Annotated in this window: 19 protein-coding genes; 3 read left to right on the top strand and 16 right to left on the bottom strand. The window is 57.2% G+C overall.

Annotated elements, in window-relative coordinates; genetic code table 11:
- Positions 1–30: 30 nt before the first annotated feature.
- From AQ981_RS02115 to AQ981_RS02090, 6 genes are all read right to left on the bottom strand, one after another.
- A complete protein-coding gene (locus AQ981_RS02115) occupies positions 31–1,311 on the bottom strand; it encodes an amidohydrolase (protein WP_058910089.1) in 1,281 nt (426 codons plus the stop codon).
- Positions 1,312–1,326: 15 nt separating this feature from the next.
- Complete coding sequence (gene dcuC, locus AQ981_RS02110; RefSeq protein ID WP_058910088.1) at positions 1,327–2,634, bottom strand: C4-dicarboxylate transporter DcuC; 1,308 nt, start codon at positions 2,632–2,634, stop codon at positions 1,327–1,329.
- A gap of 257 nt (positions 2,635–2,891) precedes the next feature.
- Positions 2,892–4,046, bottom strand: coding sequence for a fimbrial protein (locus AQ981_RS02105; RefSeq protein WP_058910087.1), 1,155 nt, complete (start codon positions 4,044–4,046; stop codon positions 2,892–2,894).
- A gap of 14 nt (positions 4,047–4,060) precedes the next feature.
- Positions 4,061–6,571 (bottom strand): fimbria/pilus outer membrane usher protein, encoded by a 2,511-nt coding sequence (locus AQ981_RS02100; protein WP_058910086.1) that lies wholly within the window; start codon positions 6,569–6,571, stop codon positions 4,061–4,063.
- Between the two features lie 44 nt (positions 6,572–6,615).
- A complete protein-coding gene (locus tag AQ981_RS02095) occupies positions 6,616–7,329 on the bottom strand; it encodes a fimbrial biogenesis chaperone (RefSeq protein WP_058910085.1) in 714 nt (237 codons plus the stop codon).
- Between the two features lie 72 nt (positions 7,330–7,401).
- Positions 7,402–7,971, bottom strand: coding sequence for a fimbrial protein (locus AQ981_RS02090; RefSeq protein WP_058910084.1), 570 nt, complete (start codon positions 7,969–7,971; stop codon positions 7,402–7,404).
- A gap of 1,120 nt (positions 7,972–9,091) precedes the next feature.
- Between AQ981_RS02090 and AQ981_RS02080 the strand changes: the two genes are divergently transcribed.
- Both AQ981_RS02080 and AQ981_RS02075 read left to right on the top strand, forming a co-directional pair.
- Positions 9,092–11,845, top strand: coding sequence for a DUF2339 domain-containing protein (locus AQ981_RS02080; protein WP_058910082.1), 2,754 nt, complete (start codon positions 9,092–9,094; stop codon positions 11,843–11,845).
- Complete coding sequence (locus AQ981_RS02075) at positions 11,826–13,208, top strand: DUF3999 family protein (RefSeq protein ID WP_058910081.1); 1,383 nt, start codon at positions 11,826–11,828, stop codon at positions 13,206–13,208. The genes AQ981_RS02080 and AQ981_RS02075 overlap by 20 nt, the downstream gene beginning before the upstream one ends.
- A gap of 70 nt (positions 13,209–13,278) precedes the next feature.
- Here AQ981_RS02075 and AQ981_RS02070 read toward each other — a convergent pair whose 3' ends face one another.
- Positions 13,279–14,019, bottom strand: coding sequence for a carbonic anhydrase (locus AQ981_RS02070; protein WP_249226249.1), 741 nt, complete (start codon positions 14,017–14,019; stop codon positions 13,279–13,281).
- Between the two features lie 191 nt (positions 14,020–14,210).
- Entirely contained in the window at positions 14,211–15,098 is an 888-nt protein-coding gene (locus AQ981_RS02065) for an alpha/beta hydrolase (protein WP_082683123.1), read from the bottom strand.
- 388 nt (positions 15,099–15,486) lie between these two features.
- Between AQ981_RS02065 and AQ981_RS02060 the strand changes: the two genes are divergently transcribed.
- Positions 15,487–15,885 (top strand): (R)-mandelonitrile lyase, encoded by a 399-nt coding sequence (locus AQ981_RS02060; RefSeq protein WP_058910322.1) that lies wholly within the window; start codon positions 15,487–15,489, stop codon positions 15,883–15,885.
- A gap of 29 nt (positions 15,886–15,914) precedes the next feature.
- Here AQ981_RS02060 and AQ981_RS02055 read toward each other — a convergent pair whose 3' ends face one another.
- From AQ981_RS02055 to AQ981_RS02020, 8 genes are all read right to left on the bottom strand, one after another.
- Positions 15,915–16,433, bottom strand: a complete 519-nt coding sequence (locus tag AQ981_RS02055) for a 4Fe-4S binding protein (RefSeq protein WP_058910080.1) — start codon at positions 16,431–16,433, stop codon at positions 15,915–15,917.
- On the bottom strand, positions 16,433–17,014 hold the full coding sequence (locus AQ981_RS02050) for a molecular chaperone TorD family protein (RefSeq protein ID WP_058910079.1): 582 nt from the start codon (positions 17,012–17,014) through the stop codon (positions 16,433–16,435). Before AQ981_RS02050 ends, AQ981_RS02055 begins: the two co-directional genes overlap by 1 nt.
- A gap of 51 nt (positions 17,015–17,065) precedes the next feature.
- The gene (locus tag AQ981_RS02045; protein ID WP_058910078.1) at positions 17,066–17,842 is read right to left on the bottom strand and encodes a dimethyl sulfoxide reductase anchor subunit family protein; all 777 of its coding nucleotides are present in this window, start codon (positions 17,840–17,842) and stop codon (positions 17,066–17,068) included.
- A 2-nt stretch (positions 17,843–17,844) separates the two neighbouring features.
- Positions 17,845–18,462: a DMSO/selenate family reductase complex B subunit gene (locus AQ981_RS02040; RefSeq protein ID WP_058910077.1), complete on the bottom strand. Its 618-nt coding sequence runs from the start codon at positions 18,460–18,462 to the stop codon at positions 17,845–17,847.
- 14 nt (positions 18,463–18,476) lie between these two features.
- Complete coding sequence (locus AQ981_RS02035) at positions 18,477–20,918, bottom strand: DMSO/selenate family reductase complex A subunit (RefSeq protein ID WP_058910076.1); 2,442 nt, start codon at positions 20,916–20,918, stop codon at positions 18,477–18,479.
- A 455-nt stretch (positions 20,919–21,373) separates the two neighbouring features.
- Complete coding sequence (gene ftnA / locus AQ981_RS02030; RefSeq protein ID WP_058910075.1) at positions 21,374–21,877, bottom strand: non-heme ferritin; 504 nt, start codon at positions 21,875–21,877, stop codon at positions 21,374–21,376.
- A gap of 153 nt (positions 21,878–22,030) precedes the next feature.
- On the bottom strand, positions 22,031–23,038 hold the full coding sequence (locus AQ981_RS02025) for a FecCD family ABC transporter permease (RefSeq protein WP_058910074.1): 1,008 nt from the start codon (positions 23,036–23,038) through the stop codon (positions 22,031–22,033).
- Positions 23,035–24,003 (bottom strand): ABC transporter substrate-binding protein, encoded by a 969-nt coding sequence (locus AQ981_RS02020; protein ID WP_058910073.1) that lies wholly within the window; start codon positions 24,001–24,003, stop codon positions 23,035–23,037. The genes AQ981_RS02025 and AQ981_RS02020 overlap by 4 nt, the downstream gene beginning before the upstream one ends.
- Between the last annotated feature and the right edge of the window lie 190 nt (positions 24,004–24,193).

Here is a 24,193-nt window from a genome sequence, read left to right as displayed (position 1 = left end):
GCGGCAGCGCAGCGGCTGCCGTTCCCTGGGTTAATGCTGGTCCGGCGCTGCCAGAATGGTCTGCAGCCCTTCGCTGAACAGCGTCAGGCCAATGGATAGCGCCTCTTCGGCGATGTCGAATTTCGCTTTATGGTGGCCCGCCGGCTGATCGGCGCCGACAATGAAGTAGATGGCTTTACCACCGTGTTCCTGAACCCGACGCACCATTAATGAGGCGTCTTCGCTACCGGCAGTCGAGGCGCTGACGCTGGACAGTTCCGGATGGCGGTCGATCACCTGTTGCAGCACATCGATCATCTGCCGATCGTTGCGGAAATCCACCGCCTCGCCGGTTTTTACCGTACTGGCGCTGAGCTGGTGAATCAGGGCGGCCCCCTGAACGCAGCGATCAACATAATCAACAAGATATTCGGCGATAGCCGCGCTCTGGCCGCGGACTTCAATTTGCATTTCCGCGCTGGCGGGGATCACATTGCGCCCTTCGCCGGCGCGCAAAACGCCGATATTGACTCGCGACATCCCGGCGCTGTGGCGCGGCGCGGCGAGAATTTGTGAGGCGGCCAGGCAGGCGCCGGCCAGCGCGTTATGGCCTTTTTCCGGGTCCGATCCGGCATGGGCCGGCTCGCCCTGAAAGTGGATATCCAGTTTGGTGGTACACAGGAAATCCTGCGGGTCGAGCAACACCTGGCCTTTTTTCAGGTTACAGCCGAGGTGCAGGGCCATGAAATAATCCACATCGTCCAGTACGCCGCTGTCGCAGATCGGCCGGGCGCCGCGCACGCCTTCTTCCGCTGGCTGGAAAATGAGTTTGAATTTGCCGCGCAGCGCGTCGCGATTAGCGATAAGCCAGGCGGCCACCCCCAGCCCGATGGCGGTATGGCCATCGTGACCGCAGGCGTGCATCAGCCCCGACCGACGCGACTGAAATCCCTGCTGATGGGGAAGGTGGCTTGCTTCGCAGGACTCCTGAACATAGACGCAATCAATATCAAAGCGGAAACCAAATGTTGGTCCCGGTCTGCCGCTATCGAGTATCGCCATACATCCCGTCAGACCGTCCATTTCATCCAGCAGATCCTGAGAGATGCCGTGCTGCCTGGCGGTGGCGATAGCGGCTTCGACCTGTTTGACATTGCGCCCGAGAATACTTTCCCGGCAAATAATTGCCGGACCGGCTTTGACTTCCAGCCCCATTTCACGCAGCAGGGGGATCAGCGTACCGGTAGTGACAAACTCTTCCCAGCCTGGCTCAGGAAATTGATGAAAGGTTCTGCGCCATTCAACTAATTTTTGTGCATCAATTGACTTCATAGTGGTGACATCCTCTTACGCTATTCCCATCCAAATCAGGGCGATGGCCAGTACGCTGGCGATCATGCCCGGCGCCGTGCGTTTTGCCACTTCCAGCGGATTCACGCAGGCCAGCCCGGCGCAAACGATAGTAGCGCCCGCCAGCGGCGACATATTGCGGCCCACGCAGGCGGCATACATCACGCCAGCGCCGAGATTTTCCGGTAAAAATCCAAACTTACTGGCCGACGGGGTGACCGCCTCATTGAAGGCGAAAGCCGTGGCATCGCCGGTACCGGTGACGATGCCCATAATGAACGGACCAATCGAACCGCCCCAGCGGGCAAAATCGGGTTTATCAATCAGCAAGTGGATGAAACTGTCCATCAGTCCACACACTTTCAGCCCTTCAATGAACACTGCGGCGGCAATAATGATGCCGAGGATATTGGCGTAGGATGAGCCCATACCGTTGAAGAATTCAGTCGTGATGTTCTTCGGGTTGCAGCGAGTGACCAGCAGGGCATACAGCGCCCCGAGGATCATAGCGGTGGGCACGCTCAGTTTGGTGGCGCCCGGTAAGTTAAAGCTGGACAGCAACAGCAGGAGAACCGGGATAAAGGGCGCCAGCGCCCACAGCGGTTTCACCACGATCTCGTCCACTTCACTGGCCGGCCGGGTGGATTTTTGCGGCACTTCCCGGGCGGCCAGCATCTGTTCCGGCGTCAGAGCCGTCTCTTTTTTGACGATCGCGACCAGTGTCAGACTGATAGCGCCAATCGCCATCACACCTGCCGACAGCGGCAGATGGTAGATAACGAAATCGATGATCTCCTGTTTGGCGATGGCGGAGATCTGCGCATTATGGGCAATACCCGGGTTGAGCGTAGCGCCGATGGTACCGGTGATAATGGTGCCGGCGGCAATCGCCGGATGGATGCGCGAAGCGATAAGCAGCGGAATCAGGGTCGCGCCGACCGCGGCGGAAACCCCGGCGGCGGAAGGAATGGCGATACTGATAAAAAAAGTCACCAGTACCGCCATTGGGATCAGAAAGACCCCGAGCTGTTTCATGGAGCGGGTCAGCAACTTGACCAGATGTAAATCGCAGCGGGTGTATTTCATCACGAAGGCGAAACCCATGCTCGAGCAAATCGACTGGATCAGCGCGCCGGTAGTCATCCGGGCGGAGAAGGCCTCAAAGGCGCTGAGGGGGGACAGTGAGATCAGACATAGCAATATGCCGGAACCGATAAGCACCGTACGGGTATCGTAACGTTTAACCAGTAGAACGATTGTTGCGGTGAGCACCAGAAAGCCCGAGATGAGTAAAACCGTATCCATAGTATTTCCCTTGCGCAATAGCCAGCCTGGTATGATTTTTTAGTTATGATTATTATAACTTTTAGGTTATGTGATTGAGCAAAATCAATAACCACACACTTAATGCGTTTTATTTAATCACTTTGCGAGGGCGCACTGAGCAGCGACTGATGAGTGGATACCATAACGTGAGTATCGGCGTGGGAAATTTCCGGGCATGGGAGGAGCCCCACGTCAGAAAGTCGGTGGGGCTAAATTTGCCGTCTGAGCCTTAGCGGCTACTGATAACTAATGGTGTAGATCACCTTGCCGTTGGCGCTGCCGCCAGTAACGTTACCGGTACGGATATAGCGGGCGAAAACGGGGACGCGGAAGTTATTGCTGCCCAGATCAATCGCGCCTGCCCAGCCGGTATTCAGATCCGCGATACCGGAGTCGTCAGCCGTGGAAGAAAGCTGAATCCCGATACCGCTGGCGTTATCGCCCATACTGCTATCCAGCGCAATGATCCCCCGGGAGGCATCTATTTCTCCGGTGAGAGAACTAAAGCGTATTCCCCAGTGATTACCGCGGTTGGCCGTTACCTGCGGCGCGCCATTTTCAATCAGATTTATGCTGTCATAGGCCAACGTCTGGCCATATTCGCCGCCAGAGCCATAAAATGCCGCGTCGCAAATCATGGTGAGACTGCTGTCCACCCAGTCGCTGCCATTCCCCACGGCGGCAAAGCGACTGGCTGGCCACTGGCCCAGATTAACCACCTTATCGGCTTCAGTGGCGTTACAGGTTGGGGCGTTAACGGCAAGGAAGCCGGTAAAATTGATATCTAACCATTTAATATTCGTGGTACCCGAATTGTCCGTGGCGCTGAAGGTGACGGAAAATGTCGGTAACTGTGAGCTGCTAACGCTACCGGGAGAAACCGGCCCCGTTTTAATAAAGGCGTATTCAAGATTCACGCTATGGCTGAACTGATGAGTGTATTCCGAAAAGCCCGAATACGTGGTTGAATAAGGGAATATATTACTGCCCTGAGAAACGACCAGCCCCACGCCGGCGATACCGGTGTTATAAATCTTACCGCTGTATTGGCCAATATCGCCGCTCCAGGTCGTGCCGCTGTCCACGGAGTATTTCGCTGCAAGCCCAAGGATCCCACTGCTTCCCACAAAGCATGTCACCAGCATGTTGGTCTCGGGGGTACTGACGGTGCCTTTATAAAGGGTGCTACCGACAGCCGCTTCGGCAGCCCCCGTCAGCTGGATATTAAGCGGGAATGTATAGGTCAGGGGACTCTGAAAAGGATTTTGGCTCGGGTCTGTGACTTCGCGATCATACAGATAGCAAACAGCCGCAGCCTTTCCTGAAATACACATTCCGCCCAGCAATAAGGCCGACAGAGCAATGAGATGTGGATAGCGTTTAGCTTTCATATGCTGATGTTCCTTTAATTGCAGGCCGCAGTGAACATCTGCAGCGCGGTACTGTTGTTCTGTGGCTCACCAGGCGCCATGCGGTAGTTCACCTGGCAACGTTGTTCGCCGTCTGTGCCCCAGGCGATATTCAGCGCGCCGCTGTCTTTTTCCACCCGGGCGTAGATCTGTCCTCCCTGACCGACATAGCCGACAATGTTGCCTTGCTCATCCCGGGCTTCGGCGCCGAACGGCACCGGCTCTCCCTGCCAGTCGGCGGTGATTAACAGCGGACGACCCGACCTGGCGCTGTAGCTGAGCTTCACCACTGCGCGATCGCGCGGCGCGACCTTCTGCGAAGTATTTTCCAGTTCCACTCCTGCCGCCGTTCCCCGCAGGTCGATGGCAATATCGTTCATCTGGTAGGGACTCAGATAAGGCACTGCCGCATAACCAGAGCGGTTGATATAAACCCCGCTATGGCCGCCCACCCGGGCGCCCTCGGCCCCTTTAGCCTCCACCAGGGCGAAGGTATCTCCCTGCCAGGGGGAAAGCGTGATTCCGCCGCTGTGACCGATGACTGTGCCGTTCAATCCGGCGGAGGTGCTGTGATAATGGCGCCCTGTACTGGCGCTGGCGCTCAGGGTGGTGTAGGGCGAACGGTACTGGGCGCTTGCTGAACCGCTGCTGCCCGTGCCCTGGTTGGCTATCGCCCCGGTAACGCCATAGGTCAGCGCATTCTCCTCGCCGGCGGTTCCGCTTATGCCAGCCTGCCAGGCGTGGCGCCCGTCGTTGTCGGTGGTATAGCTCAGCCGCCCGGTGGGAGCGTTACGGGCGCTGCCCAGCGGCAGGCTCAGCGTCAGCATTACGGTGTCCTGTTTTGTTCCCGTCTCGCTGCGGGTGCGCGCTCCGCTAACACCGTAGGTCATACCGCGCCAGGTGTTGTTGTAACCAATCTGGTACTGCTTATCCGTGCCGTCGGCATTCCAGTAATTCTGGCTGGAGGCGCTGATGTACAACTGCCCCCAGCGATCCGGTAATCCCTGAGTGGCGGTGAGCGTAAAACGATTTTTGACGCGCCGGATAGCATCATCGTCATAACCGCGCGCCAGCGTATACCGGGTCTGCATCGCGGTCAGGAAATCCAGGTAGTGGGAGGTGGAGAAGCGGTAAGCCGCCAGTGAGAAATTGCTGCGCGTTTCGGTAATGTTTTTGCTATAGCTCAACCGATAGCTTTCCCCCGACCAGACATCGTTATCCTGAGCCAGCCCGGTAAGCTCGGTGCGGGCGTGGGTGATATCCAGACTGAACGCCCCCAGCGGGGTAGCGACCGCCCCGCCGGCCTGGCCTGCCAGATAGTGCTCGCTGCCCTGAGCGCCGCCGTAGACGGTCAGATGGTTATTGAGCCCGTACTGCCAGGTAGCCTGCAGTAGTAGCGGATCGGTGGGTACGCCGCTGGCGTTGAGCTCGCCAGCCACCAGTTCATAGCGCGATGCGCCGGGCCGTAATAGTTGTGTGACGGAAGAGAATGGCACCTGAAAATGTTGCTCGCTGCCGTCGGCCTCGTATACCGTGACATCCAGATCGCCGCCATAACCGGTGGGGTAGAGATCGTCAATGACGAATTCACCGGGACTGACCGTGGTTTCATACAGCAGCATACCGTTCTGATGCACCGTGACCTTCGCGCTGGTACGGGCGATACCGCGGATTTCCGGAGCATAGCCGCGTCGGGACGCGGGCTCCATGCGATCGTCGCTCTCCAGCTTGATCCCGGTAAACGGCAGGGTGTCGAACAGCCTGCCGGTGGTGCTGGTACTGCCGCCGATCACCCGCCCTTTAATCTGCGGGATATCGCGCTGTAGATAGGTATTGATGTTTTGATAACGACTGCCGGTTGCGTTATTCCAGTTCCAGGAACCATTATGGCGCAAATACCAGCCGCCGAGATTCAGGCCGCCGTTGATGCCGGAATAGAGGCTGCGGTAATCATGCCCGTAACTGTTGCTGTTCCAGGCGCTGACGTTGTAGCTTAACAGGGCGGCGGGTATCCCGCTGTCCCAGGCCGCGGCGGGGACCGTTCCGCGCGCCATCCGTGTGATATATATCTGGGGTACCGAGATATTCAGGCTCTGCTCGCTGCTGTCAAAAGCCACCCGGGCTGCAGGAATAAACGTCTGTATATCCACACACGGCGTGTTCGCCTGGCGCGCCGCGTCGGGGAGATTCAGGGGCAGTTGAGCGAGCAGGCGCGGAGTCAGGCAGGCCTCCACCCGTTTATCCGCCAGCTCGACAAAGGAAATATCTTCCGTGGTCTGTATCTGATCATTGAGATAGACGCGGGTACGATAAATCCCCGGCAGTGCAGCGCCGCCGCGGGAAAAACGGCTGAGATCCAGACGGACGGCGTTGCTCATAGAGATAAATGCGGGATCGAATTCCAACAGCGACGGCGACGTCTCTTCTGCGAGCGCGGGTAAACAAAATGCGACCGCGGCAGCAAGGGGCAGAAAAGGATATTGTTCCGGGCAATGTGCTCCCAGCATAAATCTCAGGCTCCGAAAAGTTAAAAAGTCGCCTCAATGACCGGTCAGTTGACGGTAAATGTCTGTTCCCGGTAGGCGCCGTAATCATCCACCCAGGTGGCGGTGATGGTACTGCCGCGGGGCGCCCGGGCGTGGCTATAGGTTCGCCGGTCCATGGGCGATACCATTTCAATCGCCACTTTTTTACCGGCAATCGCGACGCTGGTCAGAGAGATATGAAACGGCGAAGGGTTATTAACGGTGAGCCCGCTATTTCCCTGCGTCCAGGTTAAAGACTTCACGGCTTCTGTCGGGCCTTGCCTCAGGCCGGCAGGGCGATAGAAAAATTTGATACGGGTGCGTACAGCCAGTTGCAGGTAGTTCTGTTGCTCTACCCGGTTATCAGGGCGGGCAGGGATTTCCAGCACGTTGAGCCACCAGAGCGATTCCCTGTCCTGGCGCAGAGCGGAGGCGCTGGCGGCGCTGATGCGCAGCGACTGGCCTTTACCTGGCTCCACCCGATTGATAGGCGGCGTGAGAACAAAAGGAGTGACGACTTTGTCCGGCGTGGCCATTTCGTCGCCGTTATCAAGCCAGCTTTGCACCAGTACTGCACGTTTTCCCAGATTAGTGAGCCTGACGGTAACTTCCCGGGCATCGGAGGCGTAGATGACGCGTGTGTTATCGATCACCACCCCTGCGTGAGCCGCAGGAAAGCACAGGATGACTGCGAGACAAGCTGCCGGGCCGGACCAGGCAGTGACACGGCGAATATTCATGCTTACTCTCCCTGTAAGGCGGGGGGAGAGGACTCCCCCGGCCAGTAAAGTCACCTCTGGCAACGCAGAGGGTTACTGATAAATGATGTTGTAAGTCACCTGACTGGTCACGGCGCCCGCGGAGGCCGAGCCCTCTGCGTAGTACTCAACAAAGTACGGCAGGCTGGCGGTACCGATGTCGGCGCCACTGATATCCACAAAGCCTGCCGTATGGGTAGTTTGCGACGCGGCGCCGGCGTTGATGACAGTGTCATCCTGGCCATCGCGCAACTGCAGGCTGACATTGGTTGCCGCTCCGCCGCCAGCCTGATTGAGCAGGCGACCGGTCGCCGAATCGACACTATTGCCCGGCTGGAAGAAGGCTTTGGCGGTTGCGGTGCTCAACGCCGCGCCAGAGCAGTCGCTGAGTTGCAGGGTAAACCTGGTTTTACCCACCGTGTTTCCCGGAGTGTTGAGCGCGGTAGTGGAGACCGGCGGCAGATTTACCGTGCCATCGGCGCCAGAGCCGCCAATATCTACCTTACAGGTGGTATCCGTGACGGAACCATTGAATGTGATGGTGCCCGTGTCCGCCGCGATCGCGCTAACAGACAACAGAGATGAAGACATCAGCGCTGACAGAAAAAAATGTTTCATTTTCATATTAAAACTCCGTTTTTATGGCAATAAAATTCCCCCGGAGACTTCCGGCAGGTAATCACACTATCGTTGATTGATATCGGTTATTTCCCGGGTACGGGAAGCCCGTCCGTCAGGCATTTCCGGCAAGAAATAAAAGCAACCAACTATCTGACACATAATTTTTTTAGCATCCGTCGATGCCGAAAAAATAATGATGTTACTGAATGGTATATTGGTGGTAAAACGGAGGTTTTGTTATTACTACCAGGATACCGCCCGGTGAAGTGTAAAACGACTTCACGATGTTCTTATTCCTGACTACTTTCCTTTCTATAGCTATTTTTTCATTGTTAAAAGCGATGTCACATTACAACGTGGGTAATTTGGGGTGCGCCTGACTATCCATGACTTACAAACAAATCAACTGCTTTAATCAGTTGAGAATATAAATATTCAGCGCTAAGGAGAACTGAAGAAATTAATTAATTTATATAGTAAAAATGTCAATTCTGAAAGTCGTTTTTAACGATTAGTGACAAGGCTTTCATTGATTTTAATGTTTTTTTGTTAATGAAATGCATGTTTGTAGCTATTCAACGGGCATGGGAAGTGTTTTTTTGAGCGGCGCGAATAATTGAGAATGTTCATTTTCATTATATTTCAACGAGTTATGGATATGATGGTTTTTTCTGGCATTAAAAAAGTCGTTTTTTGTCTGCGGGTGTTTAATCAATGTAAATGCTGGCATCGAATATGTTATTGATAGATTGGGAATTTTCATTATGTCATTTCCTGATGATGAACATTACTCCCCAGGAATTTTCCTTTATATTATTCCTGATATGGCATTTGTTTTTTCAGCCATCAAGAGCAAATAAAATCTGATGCCACTTTTTTTCAACGAGATATCATTTTTTCAAAATTAACTATAACTACAAAGAAATACAACGATTGTCGGGAGTCAATAACAATAAAAGACATTAAGTTACTCTCTGTTGATCTGAGACCATAATCAACTAACCCGTAGCCCGTCTCTTTCGGCAGGAAATCAACCATTAACGGCAGGGGAGACTCAAATGCGTACCCGAAAACCTGTTTTCATGTCAGACTGTGATTATCGCTTCACTGACAGGATGGTTTCATGGAAGGACTTCTGTTTCTTGGTGGGCTGATCATCGTTTTCAGCCTGCTGATAACGCCGATAATGGCGCTGGTGGCCCTGGGGCGGGGGAAACGTAACCAGCAGGAACTGGAGCGCTTACGCCAGACGGTGGCAGCGCTCCAGCAACAACTGGACGATCGCCAGACCGGGCCGGCGCGCGCCACGACAATCCAGGCGGCGCAGGCAGTGCGACCCGCGGTTCAGCCTCTGCCGGTAGCTCCGGTGGTTCCGGTCGCGCCTGCGCCGCCAGAGCCGCTGGACAATGCGCTCAGCGCACCCGCGACAGCGCTGCCTGAATCCGATGCTCCACTATCCGCCTCCCCATGGGGAGAAAGAACGCAATCAACGCCGCCACCGCCACCACCGCAGATACAGGACGATAAACCGGATATGTTCTCCGGCGTGCTGAGTGGTCTGGTGTCCTGGTTTATGAAAGGTAACCCGCTGGCGAAGCTGGGGGTTCTGCTGCTGTTTTTCGGACTGGCCTACCTGCTTAAATACACTGTCGAGCGCGATATGCTGCCGATTGAGCTGCGCCTGACCGGCGCGGCGCTGGCCAGTGTGGTATTGCTGGCCCTGGGCTGGCGTCTGCGGCTGAAACAGCCGCTCTATGCCCTGATATTGCAGGGAGGCGCGGTTGGCGCCCTCTATATTACGGTGTTTGGCGCGTTCCGGCTGTATGCGCTGTTGCCGCATCTGCTGGCGTTCGCCCTGATGCTGATTATCTGCGCCGCCAGCGTCGGCCTGGCGGTTTTACAGCGCGCCCTCAGTCTGGCGATGCTTGCCAGCATTGGCGGCTATCTGTCGCCAATTCTCCTCTCTACCGGCGGCGGCAGTCATGTGGGGCTGTTCTCCTACTATCTGATGCTCTCGCTCGGTATCCTCGCCATTACGGTATGGCAGCCCTGGCGACCGCTTAACCTGCTGGGCTTCGCGTTTACCTTCGGCGTGGCGGGGTTGTGGGGGATGAATGGCTACCAGCCGGAATATTACCTTTCCTGCCAGCTGTTCCTGATCGCCAACGTGGTGATTTTTGGCGTACTGTGCCTGGCGCTGTCGCTGCGCTATCACATCCCCGGCGAGAAAGTGATCGATGGGGTGTTGCTGTTTGGTCCGCCGTTGGTAGGTTTCGGGATGCAGTATGCGATTACCCGTCACTGGGCGTTCGGCCCGGCGTTTTCCGCCCTCGGCTTCGGATTCGCTTACCTGCTGCTGGCGTGGGCCGGTTTGCGTCGCTATCCGGCGCTGGGGCGGCAACTGGCGGTTTCCGGGCTGGCGCTGGGGGGTGTCTTCACGACCCTGGCGATCCCGCTGGCGCTCTCGGCCCAGTGGACCTCAATGGCCTGGGCGCTGGAAGGGCTTGGTATTCTGTGGCTGGGTCATACCCAGGGACAAAAGCGCGTCAGCTATAGCGGCACCGGCCTGCTGGTACTGGCGCTGGGCTCCGCGCTGACAGCCTGGTTCAATGGCATGTCTGCGCTTTCGTTTACCCTGATTTTCAGCATATTGTCACTGACCTGGCTGGGGGCGGGCTGGCTGTGGCGCGGCGCCCTCGCCGCGGTCAGCCATGTTCTGCTGGCCGGCGGTATCGTGTTCTGGCTGATGGCGCTCAGCGGCGCGCTGGATAAAAATTATCATGCGCCGCAGAACTTCCTGCTGCCGCTGCTGGGTCTGATGGCGCTCTCGGTGATGCTGTGGCACCTCGCCAGCCGCAGACTGCGCTGGCCGGAGCTGGGTTATGCCCCGTGGCTGCTGTGGCCGGCGATGATCGCGGTGTTGTTATGCCAGACCGGCCTGGGAGGCTCGCTGCTGGACTTCGGCTGGCTGAACCTGATCTGGCTGCCGTCGCTGGCGGTTGCCGGGTGGCTGTTGAAACGGGAAGAAAAAACGCTCCGTTTGCGTTGGCTGGAGCAGGGGCTGCATCTGTCACTGTTCTGGCTGTTGTTGCTGGCCGTGGGCTATGAAGTCTGGTATCGCGCCGCGGCGCTGGGCTGGGGAATGGACGAGTGGCGTTTTGCGTTGCTGATGGCGTTTGCGGCGCTGAGCATCGTGCTGACGCTCAGCGCGCTGAGGCGCTGGCCGTTTACCGCCCATCCGCGTCTGTATGGCGGCGTGGGGCTGCTGCCGCTGATCCCGCTGGCGCTGGTGTTACTGGTGGAGGGGAACCTGCACGACGGGGTGACGATCGGCTGGCGCTATCTGCCGTTGATCAACCCGCTGGAAGAGGGAGCGTTCTTCGCCCTGCTGGCGCTGCTGCTGTGGGGATGCTTCGTACGTAAGGAGTTTGTGGCGTATGCCCCGCAACTGAAGCGCGGGTTGCCGCTGTTTGCCGCGATAATGCTGTTCTGGTGGGGTAATGGCGCGGTACTGCGCGCGCTGGCCTGTTACGCCGATATTCCCTGGCGGTCGGGGGCGCTGTGGTCATCGCGGCTGGTGCAAACCACTTTTGCGCTGCTCTGGATGCTGATCGCGCTGGTGGTGATGCTGTGGTCGACCCGGCGCGGTCGCCGCGAAGGCTGGTTTGCCGGCGCGGCGCTGCTGGGTGTGGTGATTGCTAAACTGATGCTGGTCGACAGTGCCCGCGGCGGCGGTCTGGCGCGGGCGGTGGCGTTTATCGGCGTCGCGATTCTGGTGTTAATTGTGGGCTATTTCTCTCCGTTACCGCCGCGGGCGGCGCAGCAGGGAGATTCTGACGGGGAAAATGAGGGACGAGATGAACGTAAAGCGGAATAGTTGGTTATTACTGAGCCTGTTATGCCTGTCTGCTGTGGTTGGCGCGCAGACTGCCGGTGACACTCCGCAGGATTTTGCTTATGGCAGCCAACTGATCACCGAAGGCTCCGCACCATTCTATCGTGTGGAACTGTCGGCCCGGGTCTACGAACAGACGGCCTGGCCGGATATGCGCGATATGCAGGTATTCAACAGCCAGGGGATGGCGGTGCCTTTTGCTTTATCCCCGGATATTGCCACTGAAGAGATCAGCGATACTTATGCGCTGCGCGTCTTTCCGCTGGATGCTAAAGAGGACAATTCCGGCGAACAGGCGATGATCTCGTTAAGATCCGCCTCCGGGGTTGAGGTCACATTACCCGCGGACAGGAAACAGCCTGCCGGGCGCAACTTCCTGCTGGAAGTCGCCGGGGAAGAGGGCGATTATCCGCAACTGAGCGAACTACAACTGGAATGGCCGCGGCTGGCGGAAAACTGGCAGGCGCGGGTTAGCGTGCGTTACAGTGATAATTTGCAGGACTGGCGCAGTTTGCTGAACAATGCGCCGCTGATGGATCTGACGTCCGGCGACGATCGCCTGCTGCTGAATACCCTCGATCTTCATCGCAACTACCTGCCGCGGGCGCGTTATTATCTGCTGACACTCCGCGATGATTCGGCGCCGGCCGCGCTGACTATTTCCACCGCTAAGGGGATTGCGAAATACAGCACCCGTGAACAGCGGCGGATTACGTTGCAGACGCAGGTGAAACCGGTTTCCTCTGGCGAGGCGGAATATAGCTGGCCCTCGCCACAGGTGCTGAGCGCCCTTAACATCGCGCCGGCGCAAAATAATACGGTCCTGCCGCTGGAGATCGAATACCGCAGCAGCGCTCAGGATAACTGGCGTCTGCTAACCAAACAGGTTGTTTATCGCCTGGACGAGCGCCTTTCCGGGCCGATTGCGCTGGGGGGAAAGGTGGTTCAGGCGGTGCGTATTAAAGGCGTTAATCAGCAGTGGAACGATCGTCCGCCGCAGGTCAGCGGCGAGCGCGATGTGCGCACCGTGGTGTTCAACGCCCAGGGCAGTTCGCCCTATCTGCTGGTATGGGGCAACCGGGCTGCCAGCGGTCAGGCCATGGACATTCAGGCGCTGATCCCTCAGGAGTTGCGGGCATCGTTTTCACTGGTCAACTTGCCCGATGCCGGGCTGCAACCCGTCCAGGTACTGGGTGGGCCGGAGCGACTGACTGCCACAGACAGTGCCGAAAAAGCCGCTCTCTGGCAGCAAGGCCTGTTGTGGCTGGTGCTGATTCTTGGGGCGGGCGGTCTGGTGGTGCTGGCGCTGAAAGTGTGGCGGGAGGTACAAAAGCGCGAACAGTGACCGCTTTCTCTGGCGATCCGCTTGTCATTACTGGCCGGTAAGCGGATCGCCACTTTGCCCTGAGGGTGAATTATTCCACTACCACGCGGCCGTGGGCGGGCTGTACCGGGCGGTTATTCGGGTGGCGCATCACGGCGGCAAATTGTTTCACCTGCTGCTCAGATACGGTTACCGGCTGTTTCATGACTATCCAGCGCACGCCTTCAGTACAGGGCGGCGTGGTCAGTGAGCCGCTGAATCGGTAGTAGCTCATCTCTTTGGGAAACAGTCCTTTAAGGTCGATTTTCTGACTGATGGCTGTTTCGCTACCAGCGCTGGCCGGCATATGTTGCCAGAGTTTACTCAGTTCTTTGTTTTCTTCGCCTGGCCGGAACATCACGGCGACCACAGCTATCTCCCCGGTGGCGTTCTGGTGAACAAAGTGAGCTTCCAGCGGAAAGGATCGGCCTTCAATGGTGTTTTCACTCGGGGTATGGAAGTGGAACTGCTGCAATTCGAATGTCTGGTTATCCAGCGTCAGAATATCCCCGCCTTTATCTGCCACCTGAATGGTATGCCCGTTATTCACTTCTTTCAGCGGCAGTTCCATAAAACGCAGGTTGAGTGGTTCAAGGTTGGTCTTCAAAGCGGCGGTGATATTGATCGGGGACTGGTTGGCGCCGGTCTGGCACTGGCTGTACTCCGGGGATAGCTCTGCCCAGTGTTCCGGCGAACCGTTGCCATCATAAGACCATGCCGGATGTTCGCTGGCCTGCGCATTCAGAGAAGCCGTTGCCAGTAATGCAGACACCATTAATACCCGTAATTTCATTATTTTTTCTCCATAAAAAACAACCTTATTATTTGCGCCGGCATTATACGCCTGATAATTAATGGTGATGCTGGTTGTCAGATAAATCAGACTGAATTTGCTGGCGACATCAGACCCGGGGAGGGAGGAAAGCAGGTGATACTGGCAGGTTGAGGCAGCGCGGCGGAGGGGATCCGCCGCGTATTAGCAGGTTATTTGGCCGGAGATTTATGGAAACTTTCCAGCCAGTTCATCAACAGTTCCGGCCAGGCGCGGGCCGGGAGATCCTGGGCGTCGCGAATTGCGAAACCGTGCTTACCCCGGGAGAAAATATGCATTTCTACCGGCACTCCCTGGCGGCGCAGCGCGCAGAACATCGCCAGCGTGTTATCGACCGGGACGGCAGGATCGTCCGCCGCATGGACCAGAAAGGTAGGGGGCGTCTGTTCCGTCACCCGGGCGTCGGGGGAGTAGCGCTGTATTTCTTCGGGCGAGGGGTCTTCCCCGAGCAGCGCCAGTCGCGAACCGGCGTGAGCGATATCCGAACGCATACTGATCACCGGATAAATCAACGCATTAAACGCCGGGCGGGCGTCCTGTTCATCAACTACGTCCAGCGGGGCATAGACGCTGTCCTGATAGCGGGTGCTAAGGCTGGCGGCAACGTGCCCGCCGGCAGAAAAACCGAGAACGCCCAGCCGCTGCGGATCCACTCCCCAACCGGCGGCCTGGGTCTTAATGGCCCTTAGCGCCCGCTGGGCATCCGCCAGCGGCGCATCCGCGCCTTCCGCATGGCCATCGCCGGGCAGGCGATAAGTCATCACAAACAGCGTATATCCGTGGGCGGTAAATACCGGCGCCAGATCGCTGCCTTCCTTATCCACCACCACCCGCTCAAAACCACCGCCGGGTATCACCAGAATCCCCACGCCGTTAGGCTCTTCGGGGGTATAAACCGTTATTTCCGGCGCTCTGACGCCAAAAGCCGCTCGCGACTGCAGGGTGAGATGATCGCCTTTATCTACCAGTGAGAAATGTACAGTACTACATGCGGCGCCGGGCGCTTCGCCCTGCGGCCAGACGGGAAAACCCTGTTCCATTCCGTTCCCTCATTAAATAAACCTACCTGAGATATAACATTTTCCGGCAGTGATGAAACCGATCGAGTACTCACAATAGGGTAAATCCCGGCGCCGGAAATGCCATTGATGAAAATATCTCATCATTGTATTGCTAAATAAGCTATTAATTTCTCAATTATCTTTTGCAAAAATCAATGTGATGAATATTTGTCCGGAGAGCGACGGGCTTACCGTTACGTGCCGCCCCGTGGCGGCCATCTCCGCACACTGACCGTAGCGCTGAAAGCCATACTGCGCTCTCCTTATCTCTCCCTTGTTCAGGAGGAACCTGATGAAATCGACCCCCTCAGCATTAGCCGCCGCTCTGGCGATGTTAGCCAGCGGCGCCGCCGCGGCCAGCGAAGCGATGACAGTCTCTGCCAACGGTAGCCGTCCCTCTGTCGCCGCGCCGCAGGCGCATTTTACCGGTACGGTACGTCTCGATCCGCTGTTTAGCCCCCGTCCGCCGCAGCGTGCCGGGGGCGCGTATGTGACATTCGAGCCCGGCGCCCGTTCTGACTGGCACACCCATCCGCTCGGCCAGACCCTGATTGTCACCGCTGGCAGCGGCTGGGTACAGGAGTGGGGAAAAGAGAAAGTGGTGATTAAGCCGGGTGATGTTGTGAGCTGCCCGCCAGGGGTCAAACACTGGCATGGCGCGACGTCCACCACCAGCATGACCCATATCGCTATCCAGGAAGCGACGCCGGAAGGAAAAAATGTCGACTGGATGGAAAAGGTGACCGATCAACAGTATCTGGACTGAGGAGCGCACGCCGCCGGGATGAACGGTCATCACAGACGAACGGCATCGTCCTGGCAGGCGATAAGGCATTCACCACAGCCGTTGCAGGCGTCATTCAGCGTCGGTATCTGACCGGCATCGCAGGACAACGCCTGCTGTGGACAGGCCTCCTGACACAGTCCGCAACGGCGCTGCGGATTAACGCAACTGGCGGAAAAACGCGGGCGCAGGCCGGTATCAAACCGGGTCTGAGGCAATAACGCTCCCGTTGGGCAGGCGGCAATGCACTGTCCGCAACCGTCGCAACTGGCGTACTCTATTTTTAGCGTCGGCCAGCGGCCGTCGAGGCTGAGGATCCCCATCGCGCAGCGCGCCACGCAGGCGCCACAGCCGTCACAACGTTGTGAAAACTGTTGTGGTTCAATCGCTCCCGGCGGGCGGGATATGACAGGGACGGCGGGCAATGCCGCACTGTGACGGGCGGCATTGGCCAGCCCGAACAGTAGCCGACGGCGGCTGACGTGCCGGTGCTTCATATACTCCTGATAATAACGTTCGTTTTTACTCATCAGAACCACAGTTTGCGGCTGGCGGGCGTTAAATCAGCCTGAGTTTGCAGATCGCGTAGAAACATCTCCGCCAGCGTCGCCAGTCGGGCGTAAAAATCGCTGACGCTATTGCGCTGCAACCGTTCCAGGTAGCGGTAAGCCCAGGGCAACAGATGTTGTTCGAGCAGCGTGGTCGCGGCGGCGAATTTTTCCTGTTCGAGCAGAGCCGCCATGGCGAGCAGCATCAGGCCAAACTGATCGTCCGGCTCATTGACCGGAGAGTCGAGCGCCAGACCGTTCTCCAGCAGAAACTGGTGATATTGCACCGCGCTTACACCCATCAACAGATTGTCTTTATCCTGGTACACCGAACCCCAGGGCGGCGCCTCCATGGTCCCCTGGCCTTCAAACAGCACAGAAAACGGGTAATTGCCGGGGGAGATCAACCCGCTACACAGGGTTTGTACCGCCTGTGGATCGGACCAGCTATATAGCTGTGACCATTCACCGGCGCTGCTCAGCAGACGCTGGACGGAATCGCTTTCCGGCGGCCAGTAAAACAGCGCGCCGAGAATACGCGGAATAACGGCAAGATCCTGCAAAGAAAAACTCCTTCTGATGGCCGGCTGACGCGCGATCAGCCGGCGTTTTGGTTACATCGCCACAGCCCACAGATTGTAGAAAGCGATACGGCCCAGTACTTCGGAAATCACAATTGCCGCCATACTGCCGTAGATCCAACTGCGGGGAGCCCCACGCTGCAGGGTGAACAGCGCGCCGACCAGCGCCGCCAGCAGCAGCAGGATCTGCATGCCGAACCAGACCGTCTGTGCGGCGACCAGCAGATGGTCGGCCTGCCAGAGAACCGACAGGTAACTCGGGCGGATCAGCAGGCTAAGCAGCATGCCGGTAACGCTAACCCACAGGCCGATTTTGCCGGCGCCGAGGACCGCGGCGATCAGACCGCCGCCGGTAAGCACGGTCAGCAACATGACGACCCAGGTATATTCGGTTCGCCAGGCCGCCACCGTTTCGCTCTGGTACACCGTCGGAATGGCGGCAACGAATGCCAGCCCGAGAGCCGCCGCGACCCAGGCGAGGGTACGCAACAGCGACGGACTGCCTTTTCCGGTCAGCAGGCCCAGAGCGGTAAGGCCGCCGACACTGCCAAACAGCGCGGAAAAGGCAATCTCGTTACTCATCGGCGAGCGGCCGATACCGGCAAACAGGTTGAAAGCGCGCAGCAACTGCCCGAGATGAAACATCCCGATAGCCAGTCCGACACCGAACAGGCACATGGCGCTGAATAGCCCGACAGCTAACTGACGGCTGCTCATCTGTCCGACCAGGTGCGCGATCAGCAGCACAACAAACGCGCCAACGGCGCTCTGGCACAGTACCGTGAAGAAGACTAAAGGAAGTTCATGCATGATCAGATCTCCTTCGGATTCTGGATAGCGCCTTGCGTATCGCCGGTTGGCCGGGCTGACGGATGCGGTTTCACGATCAGATTCGGACGGGTGAGCGCCGGATCCGGCAGCGGGGCGAATGCGTTCTGCGCGCCGTAACGCTTGCGCAGCTCGCCAATCGGACCAAAATCCAGCGCCCGCTGCGGGCAGGATTCAACGCATACCGGCGGTAGTCCCTGTTCAACGCGGTCGTAACAGCCATCACACTTAGCCATCACTTTTTTATCGGCGTCAAACTGCGGCGCTCCGTATGGGCAGCGCATTTCGCAGTAGCGACAACCGACGCACACTTCCTGATTGACCACCACCAGACCATCCTGTTCGCGCTTATGCATAGCGCCAGTCGGGCAGCCTTTCACACAGGTGGGGTCATCGCAATGATTACAGGCGATTGACAGGTAATAACTGAAGGTGTTGTGTATCCACGCTTTGCCAGACTGGATCCAGTCCCCGCCGCCGTACTCATAAACCCGGCGAAACTTTGGCCCGACGTCCAGCTCTTTTTTATCTTTGCAACTCACCTGGCAGGTTTTACAGCCTGAACAGCGGGATGAGTCAACGAAAAATCCATATTGTGTCATAGCTATCCAGCTCCTCAGACCTTACGAACTTCAACCAGATTGGTATGCTGTGGGTTACCTTTGGCCAGCGGCGATACCAGATGCGAGGTCAGGGTGTTAATACAGCCCCCGATATCCACCCCTGAACCATTTTGCTTCGTCCAGCCGCCTTCCGGCATCGCGACCACCCCGGGAATAATCCGGTTGGTCACCTTACACTGGATCTCCACCACCCCGCGGTCGTTATATACCTGTACCCGGTCACCATTACTGATAGCGCGCTGGCGGGCGTCGATGGGGTTAATCCAGATCTCGTCCGGCACCGCTTCCTGCAACTGGCGAACGTTGGAATAGGTAGAGTGAGTGTGGCCTTTGGTGTGAAAACCACTGAGCTGTAACGGGTATTTTCCGCTCAGCGAGGTATCGAGGTGCGACTCTCTGGCGATGCAGAACTCCGGCAGGGCGGTGATCTTATCACCTTGCGGCAATACCCATTCACGGGCGAGCTTTTCCAGCCGCGCGGAGTAAATCTCGGCTTTGCCGCTCGGCGTTTTTAGCGGATGAGACTCGGGATCGGCGCGAAAATCCGCCAGCGCGATGCTTTGCTGCGGCGTGGCGCTTTGCTGGTCGATAACCCCCATCTCTTTGGCGGTGGACCACGCCGGCAGGTAAGGGCGGGCCGTCTTAACGTCGGCGTAGTGTTTCTCTATCCACTCGGTCTGGGTACGCCCCTCGGTGTAGTCTTCGCGCTTGCCGAAATGGGCGGCGATATCGGCGCACATGTCATAGGTGCTGCGCACTTCCCACATCGGTTTCACCACCGGCTGCATGGCTATCATGTAATTGTGCGAACCGGAAGCGTAGGAGTTATCCACCAGATCCTCGGCTTCCAGATAGCTGGTTTCCGGCAGCAGAATGTCGGCAAATTTAGCGCTGGGCGTCATATGGTTATCAATCACAAGGATGAACTCACAGTGAGTATCATCTTCCAGAATCGTCCGGGTGCGGTTGATATCGCCATGCTGATTGAGCAGCGTGTTGCCGGCCTGGTTAACGATGCATTTGATACCCACATCCAGCTTATCTTTTCCGCGCAGGCCGTGGGTTTTGGCGGTAATCAGATCCGGGTTAGCGATCGCGTCGGTCCACAGGTAACAGGGTATCGCCGTGGTTATCGGGTTATTGCCGTCCAGCAGACTGGGGACGCCGTATTTGGTGGCGTAGGGCCAGTTACCGGTATTGGTGCCTGGTAAACCGAAGTGGCCGGTGATCAGCGGCAGGGTGTTAATGGCCCGCACGCTTTGCTCGCCGTTGGCGTGGCGCTGCGGCCCCCAGCCCTGGGCGATATAACAGGCTCTGGCGTTGGCGATTTGCCGCGCCAGCTGGCGAATACGCGCGGCGGCGATGCCGGTGATGGCTTCCGCCCACTCGGGGGTTTTCGGCGTCTGATCGCCGCTGGTACCCATAATGTAATCTTTATAACTGCCGTTTTGCGGCGCGGATTCCGGCAGGGTTGAGCGATCGAAGCCGATGCAGTAGCGATTAACCAGCGCTTCATCGATCAGCTTTTCGTCAATCAATGTCCAGGCGATAGCCGACACCAGCGCGGCGTCGGTAGTGGGGCGAATCGGCAGCCACTCGGCATGCCCGGTGACTACCGAATCGGTATAGCGCGGATCGATAATGACGACCTGGGCCCGGGAATCTTCCAGCGCCCGACGCAACTCTTCCACCTGCCCGCCGCCGGACATGCGGGTTTCCGACAGGTTCATGCCGAAAAACACCACCAGATCGGACTGGCGAATTTGATCGAAATGGCTGGCGCTGTATTCGCCGAAGGTATACGGCGTCGCCACTGAAATTTGCGCGGTGGAGTAGGTATTGTAATAACGTAAATAGCCGCCGGTGAGATTAAGTAGCCGTTTCCAGGCCGTGGTGCCCTGGTTGTGATAATAGGCGCCGGACTGATAATTATAATATACGGCCTCGTTGCCGTATTTATTAATAATCCTTTTTAATTCATCCGCAATATATTTACTGGCCTCTTCCCAGGTGATGCGTTTGAATTTCCCCTCGCCGCGTTTACCGACGCGCTTTAATGGATATTTCAGGCGATCGGGACTATACACGCGCCAGCGGCTGGAACGGCCGCGCAGACAGGGGCGAATCTGATGCTTGCCGAAAACCGCCTCGTCCAGGCAGGGCTCCGGTTCAATGCGCACAATAACATCATCTTTAACCACAACCCGCAGCGGACAGCGGCTGCCGCAGTTGACCAGACAGGCGCTGTGACGAATCTGTTCCCGGGCGGCGCCGGATGCGCTTTCTGTAGGGGTGCCGGCGGCGGCGACCGTAGAGGAAAATGGCAGCGGAACCGCCCCTGACAGCGCAATAGCCGTCCCCAGGCGGGAGCCGTTTTTGACCATATCCCGTCGCGAAAGCGAGCGGGAAAGTAACCCTTTTAATCTGTTTCCCATAGTGACATAGCTCTTAATAGTTATTTGCTCCGCCAGTATACGGATTGCCGGGTGTGGAAATTGATAGCCGTCAAAATTGAATTAGTCAGACAAATTGGCAATAAGGGATTGTGAGCCAGCTCGAAATTAATAGTGGAGGACAGCAGACAGATTTTAATTTCCTGCAACAATGTTTGCTATTTTAAATGACATTTAATTGCTAATGATTTCGATTATCAAAATAATATTGTGACAATGAATATGCATTATTTTTATATAATGGGAAAAGTGATAATTAAAATTTATATAAGCCGGGCGGCCTACGGCTACTGACGCAGGTGAGCAGGATACGTGACAGGGTAACGACAGCGCGCACGAGGGATTTACCCAGGGATTGTACGCAAACATCTGCTATGAGGGAGGGTAACGGGAAAAACCGGACGCCGGCAGGGCATCCGGTCATCGGGGTGCCGGGATTAGCCCTGGCTGGCCGGAGTGGTATTGCCGAACTCGTTATCGATAAGCAGCAGGGCTTCGCCTGAGTTACCCGCCAGCAGCAGGCGATCGATCATGGTTTTAAACAGTTTCTCTTCTTCATGCTGTTCAGCCACATACCATTGCAGGAAGTTAAAGGTCGGGTAATCCTTGCTGGTCATGGCCGCATCCGCCAGATCGTTAATGCTTTCGGTGATGTGCTGTTCGTGCACATAGGCTTTTTGCAACACATCTTTCAGGGATTCAAAGCTGGTGTCCGGCGCGGCAATACTGCCAATAACCGGCATGCTACCGGTGCCGTCCAGGTAGTCAAACAGACGCATCATATGATCCATCTCTTCGCGGGCGTGATCGCGGAAAAACTTCGCTGCCCCTTCAAATGCATGATCGCTGCACCAGGCGCTCATCTGCAGGTAAAGATTGGAAGAGTAAAACTCCAGATTCATCTGGGCGTTGAGCTTATTGATCATTTCTTGTTTCAACATTGTGGCCATCTCCTTAAAAAAATTTTGCAGAGCATAGCGATTAAAAAATCCTTTGTAAACAATATGTTATTTAAAGAGTATGCGTGTCATTCTCATTCTTGTTTGCTGGTGATATCTTCCGTTATTTCACTTTTGCCGATGTCCGGCGACGGCCTATAAAGCATTTTTGCGCAACAGCATCGTCAGAATAAAAAATCCGCCCAGACCACCGGTGATAATACCTACCGGCAGTTCCTGAGGCGCTATCAGCGTACGGCTCAACAGATCGCCAGCGCACAGTAGAATCGCCCCCAGTAGCGCCACCAGGGGTAATAATCGACGGTGGCGTATCCCGCCGCAGACGCGCGCCAGGTGCGGCACCATCAGGCCGACAAAACCGATAACGCCGCACAGCGCCACCAGAGTGGCGGTCGCCAGCGCGCAACTGAGAAACACCTCCCCGCGCAGGCGGGTGACATTGACCCCCAGCGAATGAGCGGTTTGTTCGCCGGCCAGCAGCGCATCCAGTTGACGCCAGCGCAACGCGATCAGGGCCACCAGTATTCCCACACCGCAGACCGCCAGCCCCAGGCTGTCCCAGCGCGCCAGTCCCAGACCGCCCAGCGACCAGAACAGCACGCTGCCGGCGGCCCGCTGATCGCCGGAGAAAACCAGGTAATGGGTCAGGGCGCCAAATAAGAATGAGATTGCCAGACCGCTGATGATTAGCCGGGCGCTGCCGCCCCGGGACTGGGCCATAAATAGCAGCATCACCGTCACGGCCGAGATAATCCCGCCGGCAAAGGCGGCCAGCGGTAATGTCCAGACGCCGAAGTGATCGCCGCTGCGGGTAATGACCCAGACCGCGCCGACAGAAGCGCCGGAAGAGAGCCCGAATAAAAACGGGTCCGCCAGATCGTTGCGGGTGGTGGTCTGGAGCAGGGCGCCAACCAGCGCCAGACCGGCGCCGGCCAGCGCGCCGAGCAGCACGCGCGGCAGGCGTAACTCCAGAATGATACTGCTCTGCAGGGGGGAAAGCGGCGCGTCTGATAGCCCGAAAGCGGCAAGTACCGCACGAAACGGCAGCGCAACGCTTCCGTAAGCGACCCCCGCCAGCATGAGTCCGGCGAGCAGCAGTGGGGCAGCAATCCACACGCCGGCAAAGCGCAGATTTACGTTCATTGGGCAAAGGCGTCCGGATACAGGGCGTGCGCCAGATTTTCGATCGCCGTAATATTCGCCGGACCGGGGGTTAGCTCCTGATATTTCAGGCGCAGATAGCGCTGGCCAATCACCGCCGGCGTCTGTTTCATCAGCGGATGGCTTTCCAGGAAGCGCTGTAGTTCGTCAGCGCTGCCGGCGCCGTTATTCTGGTAATCGAGCAGAATGATGAATTCAGGACCGGCGCTGGCGACAGTCTCCCAGCTGGTTGTCGCCCAGCTTACCGGGAGGGAATCCATAACATTTCTGGCGCCGGCGGCCTCGATAAGCGCTGTCGGCATGGCGTATTTGCCGCTGGTAAAGGGCTTATCCTTACCGGAGTCATAGACAAATACCCTGACTGGCGCACGGTCGCCGATGCGGTTTTTTAGTCCCTCGAGTCGCGACATCCAGGCGGCGATCAGCGCATCAGCCAGTTCCGCCTTGCCAAAAATTTTACCCAGCGTAGCGATATCGTTGTACAACAGCGCCATTGTCGCTCTGGGGCGCGGTTGCGCTACGTGGATACAGCTTTCGCTCAGGACCAGAGTGGGGATGTGGTAGTTAGCCAGCGTCTGCGGCGTCACTTCCCCGCCGACTTTCATACCATAATTCCAGCCAGCAAAGAAAAAATCCGCTCGGGCGGCCAACAGAGTTTCCAGGGAAGGGTATTTGGGCGCCAGTTCCGGGATCGCGCCGCGCGCCCGGTTAAACGCCGGCGTCGCTTTATACCAACCGCTGATCCCGGTGAGGCCCGCCATCTGTGGCTGCAGCGCTAGCGCAAAGGCCATTTCCGCCATGTTCAGATCGTGAATCACCGCGCGCTGCGGCGCCTGCTCAAAAGTCAGCGGCCGGCCGCAGCTTTCCACGGTCACCGGAAACCCGGACCCGCTGGCCTGGAGCGCAACCAGCAGCCCGATGACCGCCAGTAACCCGTTTCTTTTCATACTTTCTCCTTGCAGACGTCTGTTCACAACAGCGCTGGTTCAAAAACGCGCAGCGGTGCGCCGTTCCCGGGATGGGGGAGCTGGAAACTGCGCAGGCCAAAGACATCCTGTAAATAACGCGAGTTAAACACCCGATCGGGCGTGCCCTGACAAACCATTTTTCCGTCATGCAGCATGATGATGCGCTCAG

Source organism: Entomohabitans teleogrylli (assembly GCF_001484765.1).
GTDB lineage: Bacteria > Pseudomonadota > Gammaproteobacteria > Enterobacterales > Enterobacteriaceae > Entomohabitans > Entomohabitans teleogrylli.
Note: the sequence above shows the minus strand (reverse complement) of the source record. Positions and strands in the feature narration are given on the sequence as shown.

Excerpts from the sequence above, each read along its gene's own strand:
- AQ981_RS02075 (WP_058910081.1), top strand. The coding sequence starts at position 11,826 with ATGAACGTAAAGCGGAATAGTTGGTTATTACTGAGCCTGTTATGCCTG.
- AQ981_RS02065 (WP_082683123.1), bottom strand. The coding sequence starts at position 15,098 with ATGGAACAGGGTTTTCCCGTCTGGCCGCAGGGCGAAGCGCCCGGCGCC.
- AQ981_RS02090 (WP_058910084.1), bottom strand. The coding sequence starts at position 7,971 with ATGAAAATGAAACATTTTTTTCTGTCAGCGCTGATGTCTTCATCTCTG.
- AQ981_RS02040 (WP_058910077.1), bottom strand. The coding sequence starts at position 18,462 with ATGACACAATATGGATTTTTCGTTGACTCATCCCGCTGTTCAGGCTGT.
- AQ981_RS02105 (WP_058910087.1), bottom strand. The coding sequence starts at position 4,046 with ATGAAAGCTAAACGCTATCCACATCTCATTGCTCTGTCGGCCTTATTG.
- AQ981_RS02095 (WP_058910085.1), bottom strand. The coding sequence starts at position 7,329 with ATGAATATTCGCCGTGTCACTGCCTGGTCCGGCCCGGCAGCTTGTCTC.
- AQ981_RS02080 (WP_058910082.1), top strand. The coding sequence starts at position 9,092 with ATGGAAGGACTTCTGTTTCTTGGTGGGCTGATCATCGTTTTCAGCCTG.
- AQ981_RS02100 (WP_058910086.1), bottom strand. The coding sequence starts at position 6,571 with ATGCTGGGAGCACATTGCCCGGAACAATATCCTTTTCTGCCCCTTGCT.
- AQ981_RS02115 (WP_058910089.1), bottom strand. The coding sequence starts at position 1,311 with ATGAAGTCAATTGATGCACAAAAATTAGTTGAATGGCGCAGAACCTTT.
- AQ981_RS02020 (WP_058910073.1), bottom strand. The coding sequence starts at position 24,003 with ATGAAAAGAAACGGGTTACTGGCGGTCATCGGGCTGCTGGTTGCGCTC.
- AQ981_RS02025 (WP_058910074.1), bottom strand. The coding sequence starts at position 23,038 with ATGAACGTAAATCTGCGCTTTGCCGGCGTGTGGATTGCTGCCCCACTG.
- AQ981_RS02055 (WP_058910080.1), bottom strand. The coding sequence starts at position 16,433 with ATGAGTAAAAACGAACGTTATTATCAGGAGTATATGAAGCACCGGCAC.
- AQ981_RS02035 (WP_058910076.1), bottom strand. The coding sequence starts at position 20,918 with ATGGGAAACAGATTAAAAGGGTTACTTTCCCGCTCGCTTTCGCGACGG.
- AQ981_RS02070 (WP_249226249.1), bottom strand. The coding sequence starts at position 14,019 with ATGAAATTACGGGTATTAATGGTGTCTGCATTACTGGCAACGGCTTCT.
- AQ981_RS02060 (WP_058910322.1), top strand. The coding sequence starts at position 15,487 with ATGACAGTCTCTGCCAACGGTAGCCGTCCCTCTGTCGCCGCGCCGCAG.
- ftnA (WP_058910075.1), bottom strand. The coding sequence starts at position 21,877 with ATGTTGAAACAAGAAATGATCAATAAGCTCAACGCCCAGATGAATCTG.
- AQ981_RS02045 (WP_058910078.1), bottom strand. The coding sequence starts at position 17,842 with ATGCATGAACTTCCTTTAGTCTTCTTCACGGTACTGTGCCAGAGCGCC.
- dcuC (WP_058910088.1), bottom strand. The coding sequence starts at position 2,634 with ATGGATACGGTTTTACTCATCTCGGGCTTTCTGGTGCTCACCGCAACA.